This is a genomic window from Mycobacterium asiaticum (genome assembly GCF_001668675.1).
Taxonomy (GTDB): Bacteria; Actinomycetota; Actinomycetes; order Mycobacteriales; family Mycobacteriaceae; genus Mycobacterium; species Mycobacterium asiaticum_D.
In genome coordinates, this window is sequence record NZ_LZKQ01000034.1 from 1 (window position 1) to 11,049 (window position 11,049).

General features: G+C 65.5%; 8 protein-coding genes and 1 pseudogene. 8 read left to right on the top strand and 1 reads right to left on the bottom strand.

Annotated elements, in window-relative coordinates; all coding sequences use genetic code 11:
• Window positions 1–155: pseudogene (locus A9X01_RS03060) on the top strand (type VII secretion protein EsxI); the annotation flags it as partial.
• A 63-nt stretch (window positions 156–218) separates the two neighbouring features.
• Here A9X01_RS03060 and A9X01_RS03065 read toward each other — a convergent pair.
• Window positions 219–1,445 carry a PPE family protein gene (locus A9X01_RS03065; protein ID WP_065119236.1) on the bottom strand — a complete coding sequence of 409 codons (1,227 nt, stop codon included), beginning with the start codon at window positions 1,443–1,445 and terminating at the stop codon, window positions 219–221.
• 280 nt (window positions 1,446–1,725) lie between these two features.
• Here A9X01_RS03065 and A9X01_RS03070 point away from each other — a divergent pair, with 280 nt between their 5' ends.
• The 7 genes from A9X01_RS03070 to A9X01_RS03100 all read left to right on the top strand — a co-directional run.
• Window positions 1,726–2,499 (top strand): response regulator transcription factor, encoded by a 774-nt coding sequence (locus tag A9X01_RS03070; protein ID WP_036364084.1) that lies wholly within the window; start codon window positions 1,726–1,728, stop codon window positions 2,497–2,499.
• 8 nt (window positions 2,500–2,507) lie between these two features.
• On the top strand, window positions 2,508–4,019 hold the full coding sequence (locus tag A9X01_RS03075) for a sensor histidine kinase (RefSeq protein WP_065119237.1): 1,512 nt from the start codon (window positions 2,508–2,510) through the stop codon (window positions 4,017–4,019).
• 236 nt (window positions 4,020–4,255) lie between these two features.
• Entirely contained in the window at window positions 4,256–4,345 is a 90-nt protein-coding gene (locus tag A9X01_RS03080) for a potassium-transporting ATPase subunit F (protein ID WP_065119238.1), read from the top strand.
• A complete protein-coding gene (gene kdpA, locus A9X01_RS03085; protein WP_065119239.1) occupies window positions 4,345–6,015 on the top strand; it encodes a potassium-transporting ATPase subunit KdpA in 1,671 nt (556 codons plus the stop codon). The genes A9X01_RS03080 and kdpA overlap by 1 nt, the downstream gene beginning before the upstream one ends.
• Window positions 6,016–6,100: 85 nt before the next feature.
• Window positions 6,101–8,188, top strand: a complete 2,088-nt coding sequence (kdpB, locus tag A9X01_RS03090; protein ID WP_253848904.1) for a potassium-transporting ATPase subunit KdpB — start codon at window positions 6,101–6,103, stop codon at window positions 8,186–8,188.
• A gap of 1 nt (window position 8,189) precedes the next feature.
• Window positions 8,190–9,110, top strand: coding sequence for a potassium-transporting ATPase subunit C (locus tag A9X01_RS03095; RefSeq protein ID WP_065119240.1), 921 nt, complete (start codon window positions 8,190–8,192; stop codon window positions 9,108–9,110).
• A gap of 11 nt (window positions 9,111–9,121) precedes the next feature.
• On the top strand, window positions 9,122–11,049 hold a 1,928-nt coding region (locus A9X01_RS03100; RefSeq protein WP_065119243.1), incomplete at its 3' end, for a sensor histidine kinase.

Genomic DNA, 11,049 nt, shown 5'->3' on the forward strand with positions numbered 1-11,049 from the left:
GCGCCGGTTCGGTGGCTTGCCAGGAGTTCATCGCCCAGTTGGGCCGCAACTTCCAGGTGATCTACGAGCAGGCCAACGCCCACGGCCAGAAGATCCAGAGCGCCGGCAACAACATGGCGCAGACGGACAGCGCCGTTGGGTCCAGCTGGGCCTGACAGCAACTCACGAAGTGGCCGCACGCCGCCAGGTGTGCGGCCACCTCGCTGTCTGCGATCCGTCTAACCGCCGAGCGGCGAATGCGGAATTACGTTGGCACGCACGCCGATTCGCGTGACCGCGCTTTCGCCGCGACCGATCATCCCGGACAGCGGCAGCCGCGGCAGGTTCGTGCCGCCCGCCGCGACGGTCGATGTGCCACCCGCATGCTCGCCGGCCGACACCAACGATCCGACCGGCGTGACCGGCGCCGCCGACAGCGCCTCGCCCCAACTCTGGGGTACCGACAAGGTGCCCAGCGACGCCGCCTCACCCACACTCGCCTGCGCTTCGGGCGCCACCGCGCCCAGCGCGCCCAGGCCGCTCGATTCGGTCAACTCGTCGGCGCCCAGAAAGTCGAGCCCAACGCCTGCGAAGTCCAATCCGAGACCACCGCCGTCCAAGCCGGCCAACCCGACGGTGTCCATCGCAAGTCCGGTCGTGTCCTCGATGAGGCCCAGCTGGCCACCACTGAGCGCGGACAAGCCGGCCACGGCGCTCTGCACGGCGCCCACGCTTTCGCCCGCCCCCTTGAGAGCACTTTTCCCTGACACCCCGGTGAGCCCGGCCAGTGCACTCAGCGGGGCGCCGGCCACGGACGTCGCGGCCGTCGCACCATCGCCGGTCGCCAACGTGGTGAGCGCACCGCCAGATGAGCCCGGTGCGGCAAAGCTCTGCAACGCCTGCGTCACCGCCGCCATCTGCGCTTGCATGCCGGCCGGGCCATTGCTGGTCTGCGGCGGTGACGCGAACGGCGTCAACTCGGTTGCATTCGCCGATCCCGCAGCATAGGCGTACATCGCCGCGGCGTCCTGGGCCCACATCTCGCCGTAGTCGGCCTCGGTCGCCGCGATCGCCGGGGTGTTCTGGCCGAAGATGTTGGTCGCCATCAGGGTCGCCAACTGACTCCGGTTGGCCGCGATCACCGGCGGCGGAACCGTCATCGCGAACGCAGACTCGTAGGCCGTGGCGGCCGCCGCGGCCTGGCCCGCCGCCTGCTCGCACTGACTGGCCGTGGCGCCTATCCACACCACATACGGTGTCGCGGCGGCCGCCATCGTCTGGGACACCGGCCCCACCCAAGACTCGTCGGTCAGGCTGGAAATCGCCGAACTGTAGGCGCTGGCGCTTGAATCGAGTTCGGCCGCCAGCCTCTCCCATTCCGCGGCAGCCGCCAGCATCGTCCCTGATCCCGGCCCCGTATACATGCGACCGGAATTGACCTCCGGCGGTAGCGCCCCGAAATCCATCGAAATGTCCTCCCGAATGACGAGTAGTGTTGTCCGCTTCACATGCCATCCACAGGAAAGACATAGAAGAAGCAAGGCCCAACGTAGTCACGGGCTAGAGCGCCGACGTAGACGTGAAGCTGTGGCAATCGGCACACCTTTGCTGCCGTGCCGAACGGAGAATTACGCTGCGTCCCACGGGAAGGTTGCTCGACGCGCCAGTGGGTACCCGTAGAACATTGATTTGAGAACCCTATGAACTCGGTGACAAGCGCATATGTGCTTGAAACAATCAGCAACTATGACAGCAGTGTCTGGATATACGCGTAGCCAACGTCCGCGGCAGGCGATTCTGGGGCAACTTCCCCGGATAAACCGGGCCGACGGTTCACCTATCCGGGTGTTGCTGGTTGACGACGAACCCGCCCTTACCAACCTCGTCAAGATGGCACTGCACTACGAGGGCTGGGATGTCGAGATCGCGCACAACGGGCGCGAGGCAATCGCCAAGTTCGACCGGATCAATCCCGACGTGCTCGTCCTGGATATCATGCTGCCCGACGTGGACGGCTTGCAGATCCTGCAGCGAGTTCGCGAATCCGAGACCTACACGCCCACCCTGTTTCTCACCGCCCGCGATTCGGTGATGGACCGCGTCACCGGCCTGACCGCCGGCGCCGACGACTACATGACCAAGCCGTTCAGCCTCGAGGAATTGGTTGCGCGCCTGCGCGGCCTGCTGCGACGGTCCAGCCACCTCGCCCCGCCCGCCGACGAATCCCTCAAGGTCGGTGACCTCAAGCTCGACGCGGCCAGCCGTGAGGTCACCCGCGGGGGCACCCCGATTTCGCTGTCGTCGACCGAGTTCGAGCTGTTGAGATTCTTGATGCGCAATCCGCGTCGCGCGCTGAGCCGCACCGAGATCTTGGACCGGGTCTGGAACTACGATTTCGCCGGCCGCACCAGCATCGTTGACCTGTACATTTCGTATCTGAGGAAGAAGATCGACGCCGACAGAGAGCCGATGATCCACACCGTACGTGGAATTGGATACATGCTCCGACCACCGGAATGAGTTCTTGAATGACGGGGGACCGCAACATTCCGCGGTGGCTCCCCCGTTCCCTGCGTAAGCAGTTGTTGTTGGGCGTATTAACGGTGGTGACCCTCGTCCTGGTGGCGGTGGGAGCCGTCTCAGTGCTGAGCCTGCGCGGCTACGTCACGGCGATGAACGACGCCGAGGTCACCGAATCGATGCACGCCTTCAGCCACTCCTATGCCAGGTACCGAAACGGTGAGCACACCTCGGTGCACACCGGCATCCCACCGGTCTCCCAGGCGCTGCTGGAATTCACCGGACAGACGCCCGGCAACCTGATCGCGGTGCTGCGCGACGGCAAAGTGGTCGGATCGGCCGTCTTCTCCGAAGACGAACCACGCGTGGCCCCACCCGATGCCATCCGGTCCATCGAGGCGCAGGACTGGACCGATGGCGGCTCGCGTATCGAAAACCTGGGCAGCCTGGGCCCTCATCAGGTGGAAAGCCGCACCGTCGGATCCGACCGCCTTGTCGTGGGTGTCTCGTTGAGCATCGCCGACCAGATCATCTCCCGCAAGCAACTCACCACCACCGTGCTGGTCGCGACTGCCCTGGTGATCACGGCCTTCCTGACGGCGTGGGTGGTGGGCTATGCGCTTCGGCCGTTGAGTCGCGTCGCCGCGACGGCGGCAGAGGTCGCGGCGATGCCGCTGGTGGGCGACGACCACCAAATCAGTGTCCGAGTCCGGCCCGAGGACACCGACCCCGACAACGAGGTCGGCATCGTCGGACACACCCTGAACCGCCTGTTGGACAACGTCGACAGCGCGCTGGCGCATCGGGTGGAGTCCGACCTGCGGATGCGGCAGTTCATCACCGACGCCAGCCACGAGTTGCGGACGCCGCTGGCCGCCATCCAGGGTTACGCCGAGCTGACCCGTCAGGACAGTTCCGACCTGCCGCCGACCACGGAATATGCGCTGGCGCGCATCGAATCGGAGGCCCGTCGGATGGCGTCGTTGGTTGACGAGCTGCTGCTGCTGTCCCGCCTGGGTGAGGGCGAAGACCTACAGACCGAGGACCTCGAGCTCACCGATCTGGTGGCGAACGCGGTCAACGACGCGGCGGTGGCCGCGCCGACGCACCAGTGGGTCAAGGAGTTGCCCGACGAGCCGGTGTGGATCAACGGCGACCACGCCCGGTTGCACCAGTTGTTGAGCAACCTGCTCACCAACGCCTGCGTACACACCCCCCCGGGCGTCACCGTGACAACGGGCGTCACCAGCCACCGATACGGCCCGAGCGGGCCGTATGCGGAACTGACCGTCGCCGACGACGGGCCCGACATCGATCCCGATGTGCTGCCGCATTTGTTCGAGCGGTTCGTCCGGGCCGACAAGGCACGGTCCAATGGTTCCGGTCATGGCTTGGGCCTGGCCATCGTCAGTTCGATCGTCAAGGCCCACCACGGTTCGGTCTCCGCGGAGTCCGAAAACGGATTGACGGTCTTCCGGGTGCGACTACCGATGCTGGAGACACCGCCCGACGGGGAGTAGCTCCGGGTTGTGGTGAGCAGACGCGCGGGGACCGTAAGGGTTGCGGCCCAAGTCGTAAAGAAACCGTTAAGGCGCCATTCCGCGGCCGTCGCGCGCGCCTAGCGTCGCAGTGTCGCCCTGGCAGGGGCGCTACTTGTTGCCCGCAGAACGATCGAAGGATCCATGTCTGTCGTCATATATCTCGTACTGACCGTCGCGGTGTTCGCTGCCCTCGGCGGATTGCTGAAGTTGGAATTGTGAGTATCGCAAACACGGTTGGCCTGATCCTGGCCGTTGCGGTCGCCTTGCTGCTTGTCGCGGCGCTGCTCTTCCCGGAGAGATTCTGATGAGCCAAACCGCAGCCGGTGCGCTGTTCCTGGCGTCGCTCATCGTTGCGATCGTGGCGGTGCATGTACCGCTGGGCGACTACATGTACCGCGTGTACAGCTCCGAAAAGCATTCCCGCTCTGAGCGATTCATCTACCGCCTGATCGGCGCCGACCCGGACGCCGAGCAGACGTGGCGGACCTACGCCCGTAGCGTGCTCGCGTTCTCCGCCGTCAGCGTCATTTTCCTGTTCCTTTTGCAGCTGGTGCAGAACCGGCTGCCGTTGCATTTGTCCGACCCGTCCACCCGAATGACCCCGGCGCTGGCGTGGAACACCGCGGTCAGCTTCGTCACAAACACCAACTGGCAAGCGTATTCCGGCGAGTCGACCCAGGGGCACCTGGTGCAGATGGCCGGTTTGGCGGTGCAGAACTTCGTATCCGCCGCGGTGGGTATGGCCGTAGCGGTGGCCCTGGTGCGGGGATTCGCGCGGCATCGCACCGAAGAACTCGGCAATTTCTGGGTGGACCTGACCCGGGGCACACTGCGAATCCTGTTGCCAATCGCCGTCATTGGTGCCGCCGTCCTGGTCGCCGGGGGCGTCATCCAGAATTTCCACCTGCACGACCAGGTGGTGAATACGCTGTCCGGCACGCAGCAGACCATCCCCGGCGGTCCGGTCGCCAGCCAGGAAGCGATCAAGGAACTCGGCACCAACGGCGGCGGTTTCTACAACGCCAACTCCGCCCACCCGTTTGAGAATCCGACCTCGTGGACCAACTGGATCGAGATCTTCCTGCTGGTGGTCATCGGTTTTTCGCTACCGCGCACGTTCGGCCGCATGGTGGGCAGCAAGAGGCAAGGCTACGCGATCGCCGCGATCGTCGGGGTGATGGCCGGGCTCAGCGTTGTGGTGATGATGCTGTTCCAGCTGCAGCATCACGGCACGGTCCCGACCGCGGTGGGTGCGTCCAGCGAAGGAGTCGAACAGCGCTTCGGCGTTGCCGACTCGGCGATCTTTGCCGATGCCACCACGCTGACATCTACCGGCGCCGTCGACTCGACGCACGACTCGTACACCAGCCTGGGCGGCATGATGACGATGTTCAACATGCAGCTCGGTGAGGTGGCGCCGGGCGGCACGGGTTCGGGCCTGTACGGCATTCTGATCCTGGCCGTGATCACCGTGTTCGTCGCCGGGCTGATGGTTGGCCGGACGCCGGAATACCTGGGTAAGAAGATCACACCGCGCGAAATGAAATTGGCGGCAAGCTATTTCCTGGTGACCCCGCTGATCGTGTTGATCGGCACCGCATTCGCGATCGCGCTGCCCGGCGAACGCACCGGCATGGCCAACACCGGGCCGCACGGTCTGTCCGAAGTGCTCTACGCATTCACCTCGGCGGCCAACAACAACGGCTCGGCTTTCGCCGGGCTGTCGGCCAACACCGCCTGGTACAACACGGCTTTGGGCCTGGCCATGCTCGTCGGCCGCTTCCTGCCGATCATCCTGGTACTTGCGCTGGCCGGTTCGCTCGCCCGGCAGGGCGCCACCCCGGAGTCCAGTGGGACCCTGCCCACTCACCGACCGCAATTCGTCGGCCTGGTGGTCGGGGTCACCGTCATCCTCGTTGCTCTCACCTTCTTGCCTGCGCTGGCGCTCGGGCCGCTCGCCGAAGGGATCCACTGAAGTGTCGACCATACAGATTTCCGCCGGCTCCGCCACTTCCGCCGCACGACGCCCGGGTGACGCCGGACCAGGACCTGGTGAGAAGCTGCGGGGCGGGTTGCTTGATCCGGTGCTCCTGATCAAGTCGCTGCCCGATGCCCTGCGCAAGCTCGATCCGCGGACGCTGTGGCGCAATCCGGTGATGTTCATCGTCGAGATCGGCGCCGTGTGGTCGACGGTGCTGGCGTTCGGCGACGGGACCTGGTTCAGCTGGCTGACGGTGTTCTGGCTTTGGCTGACAGTACTTTTCGCCAACCTGGCCGAGGCCGTCGCCGAGGGCCGCGGCAAGGCCCAAGCCGACACGCTGCGCAAGTCGAAGGCCGATACCGTTGCGCGCCGATTGCGGAACTGGGTTCCCGGAACGCCGGGTGCCTACGAAGAAGTCGCCGCGCCCCTGTTGCAGCAGGGCGACATCGTGGTGGTTACGGCGGGCCAGGTGATCCCCGGCGACGGTGATGTCGTGGAAGGCATTGCGTCGGTTGACGAGTCGGCGATCACCGGCGAATCCGCACCGGTCATCCGGGAATCCGGTGGCGACCGGTCAGCGGTGACGGGCGGCACCACCGTGCTTTCGGACCGGATCGTCGTCAAGATCACCCAGAAGCCGGGCGAGAGCTTTGTCGACCGAATGATCGCACTCGTCGAAGGCGCGAACCGGCAGAAGACCCCCAACGAGATCGCGCTCAACATCCTGCTGGCCGCGCTGACCATCATCTTCGTCTTCGCAGTCGCCACGCTGCAGCCATTGGCGATCTACTCGAAGGCCAACAACCCCGGGGTGCCGGACACGGACGGCCTCACCGGCAACGGCATCAGCGGCATCGTCCTGGTCGCACTGCTGGTCTGCTTGATTCCCACCACGATTGGGGCGCTGCTGTCCGCCATCGGTATCGCGGGCATGGACCGGCTGGTGCAGCGCAACGTTCTGGCTATGTCCGGGCGTGCGGTCGAGGCGGCCGGTGACGTCAACACCCTGCTGCTGGACAAGACCGGCACGATCACGCTGGGCAACCGGGAGGCATCCGAGTTCATTCCGGTGGCTCGCATCAGTACCGACGAATTAGCCGATGCCGCACAGCTTTCCAGTCTCGCCGATGAGACGCCCGAGGGCCGCTCGATCGTGGTGTACGCCAAGACCGCGCACGGGTTACGGGCGCGGACACCCGGGGAGCTCACCACCGCATCCTGGGTCGCGTTCAGCGCGTCGACCAGGATGTCGGGCGTAGACCTGGACGGCTGGCAGCTGCGCAAGGGGGCGGCGAGTTCGGTCGCCGACTGGGTTCGCAGCCACGGCGGGACGGTGCCCGCCGAACTCGGTGACATCGTCGACGGCATCTCCGCGGCCGGCGGGACTCCCCTGGTGGTGGGCCGCATCGGTGACGCCGGGCAGGCTGAGGTGCTTGGTGTCATCCATCTCAAAGACGTGGTCAAGCAGGGTATGCGCGACCGGTTCGAGGCGATGCGCCTGATGGGCATCCGCACGGTCATGATCACCGGGGATAATCCGTTGACTGCCAAGGCGATTGCGGAGGAAGCCGGCGTCGACGACTTCCTGGCCGAGGCCACACCCGAGGACAAGATGATGCTCATCAAGCAGGAGCAGCAGGGCGGTCGCCTGGTGGCGATGACCGGCGACGGCACCAACGACGCCCCAGCTCTTGCCCAGGCCGACGTCGGCGTGGCGATGAACACGGGCACGTCAGCGGCCAAAGAGGCCGGAAACATGGTCGATCTGGACTCCGATCCCACCAAGCTCATCGAGATCGTCGAGATCGGCAAGCAACTGCTGATCACCCGCGGCGCTTTGACCACGTTCTCCATCGCGAACGACATCGCCAAGTACTTCGCGATCATCCCGGCGATGTTCGTCGCGCTCTTCCCCGGGCTGGACCTGCTCAACGTGATGCGGTTGCACAGCCCGCAGTCGGCGATTCTGTCCGCGGTCATCTTCAACGCGTTGGTCATCGTGGCGCTGATCCCGCTGGCGTTGCGCGGTGTTCGCTATACGCCCAGCCGTGCGTCGAAGTTGCTCAGCCGCAACCTTTATCGCTATGGCTTGGGCGGTATTGTCGCTCCGTTCATCGGTATCAAGCTCATCGACTTGGTGGTTCAACTACTACCCGGGATCGCCTGACATGAACATCACCAACATCATTCGCCGCTACGGCGCCGCATTGCGCGCGCTGCTCGTCTTCACCGTGCTACTGGGACTCGGCTACCCGCTGCTGATCTGGCTGGTCGCCCTGCTCCCCGGATTGCACGCCAAGGCCGAAGGATCAATCATCAGCGTCGGCGGCAAGGCGGTCGGAAGCAAGTTGATCGGCCAGCTGTTCACCGACGCCACGGGAAGCCCGCTGCCGCAATACTTTCAGGCGCGCCCCTCGGCCGCTGGTGCCGGTTACGACCCGATGTCGAGCGGTGGCAGTAACCTCGGTCCCGAGAGCGTCGTCGACACCCCCGCCGACCCGGCCAAGTTGGCCGCCGGTGCCAGCCTCTCCGACGCCGGATTCAAGCCCAGCCTGCTGACCTTGGTGTGTTCCCGCAGCGTGGCGATCGGCAAGCAGGAGGGCGTTGACGGGTCGCGCCCGTTCTGCACGGGCAGCGGGGTTGGGGCGGTGCTGTCGGTGATGGGCCCGCGCGATGCGCGAGGTGACGTGGTCCACCCGACGCGGGTGGTCAGCATCAATGAGCCATGCGCGTCCACCGGTCAACCGTTCGTGGACAGCTATCGCGGTGTCCATGTCGAATGCGCGAGGTTCGGCGAGGACTACTCGAGCGGCTTGATCGTGCCGGTACGTGGCGCTTCGGGCGAGCCACGGGTTCCCGCTGACGCCGTCACCAGCAGTGGCAGCGGTCTCGATCCGGACATCTCACCGGCCTACGCCGACATCCAGATCGTCCGGGTGGCCCGGGCCCGTCACGTGAGCGCGGATCAGATCCGCCAGGTGGTGGCGCAATACCGCACCGGCCGGATGCTCGGCTTTTTCGGCGAACCAACCGTCAACGTGCTGCAGCTCAACCTGGCATTGGACAGCAGGTATCCGGTCGCAAGCTAGCGGATGGGTGGATGATTGTTGACGTGAACGTTTCCAGCGTCACAGACCACCGCCCCAAGCGCGGCGAGCTGCGCATCTATCTCGGTGCGGCACCGGGCGTCGGCAAGACCTACGCGATGCTCGGCGAGGCGCACCGGCGGTTGGAGCGCGGCACCGATCTGGCGGCCGCTGTGGTCGAGACCCATGGGCGGGCAAAGACCGCCGAGCTGCTGGACGGGATCGAGGTCATCGCACCGCGTTACGTCGAGTACCGCGGCGGTCGCTTCGCTGAACTCGACGTGCCGGCGGTGCTGGCGCGTCGCCCCCAGGTGGTGTTGGTTGACGAACTGGCGCATACCAATACGCCCGGGAGCAAAAACGTCAAGCGCTGGCAGGACGTCGAGGAATTGCTTGATGCGGGGATCACCGTGATCTCCACCGTCAACATTCAGCACCTGGAGAGCCTCAACGACGTCGTCGCCCAGATCACCGGTATCGAACAGAAGGAGACCATCCCGGATTCGATCGTGCGGCAGGCCGCCCAGGTCGAGCTGATCGATATCACGCCGGAAGCGCTGCGGCGCAGGCTATCCCACGGAAATGTGTACGCGTCTGAGAAGATCGATGCCGCACTGTCCAACTATTTCCGCCGCGGGAACCTCACCGCGTTGAGGGAGTTGGCGTTGTTGTGGCTGGCTGATCAGGTTGACACCGCGCTCGCGAAGTACCGCGCCGAGAACAAGATCACCGACATGTGGGAGGCCCGCGAGCGGGTCGTGGTCGCTGTCACCGGGGGCCCGGAGTCTGAGACGCTGGTCAGACGCGCGTCCCGGATCGCCTCAAAGTCGAGTGCTGAGCTCATGGTGGTCCATGTGCTGCGCGGCGACGGATTGGCCGGTCTTTCCGAGGCGCGGATGAGCAAGATCCGGGAATTGGCAAACAGTTTGGACGCCTCGCTGCACACGGTGGTTGGCGATGTTGTGCCTGACGCGCTGCTGGACTTCGCGCGCGAGATCAACGCCACCCAGCTGGTCATCGGGACATCACGCAGGTCGCGGTGGGCGCGCCTGTTTTCCGAGGGCATTTCAGCCGCGGTCGTGCAGCGATCCGGCAAGATCGACGTCCACATTGTCACCCATGACGAACCTGCGCGTAGCGCACGGCCCGTCACCGCATCGCCGCGGGAACGCCGTGTGGCATCGTGGCTGGCGGCGGTCGCCGTACCGTCGGCAATCTGCGCCGTAACGGTGAGCGTGCTGGACTCGTTCTTGAACACCGGCGGTGAGAGCGCCTTGTTCTTCGTCGGTGTGCTGCTGGTTGGCCTGTTGGGGGGCGTTGCGCCCGCAGCACTTTCAGCGGTTCTGTCCGGTGCGCTGTTGAACTACTACTTGATCACACCGCGACACAGTTTCACCATCTCCGAACCCGACAGTGCGGTCACCGAATTGGTGCTACTGCTGATCGCCGTCGCGGTAGCCGTGCTGGTCGACGGCGCTACGAAGCGCGCCAGGGAAGCGCGGTTGGCTTCCCAGGAGGCAGAGCTGTTGACGCTGTTCGCCGGATCGGTGCTACGGGGCGCGGACCTGTCCACGCTGTTGGAACGTGTGCGCGAGACCTATTCGCAGCGCGCGGTCAGCATGCTGCGGGAGGGTGTGGACGGCTCACGCGAGGTGGTCGCCTCGGTAGGGAATGACCCTTGCACCGCCGTCGATTCGGCGGACACGGCCATCGAGGTGGGCGACGAGGAGTTCTGGATGCTGATGGCCGGCCGCAAGCTGTCGGCCCGGGATCGCCGGGTGCTGGGCGCGGTGGCCAGGCAAGCCGCGGGGCTGATCCGCCAGCGTGAACTCGTCGAGGAAGCCAGCCGCGCCGAGGCGATAGTGCGGGCCGACGAGCTGCGGCGGTCTCTGCTTTCGGCGGTCAGCCACGACCTACGCACCCCACTGGCGGCCGCCAAGGT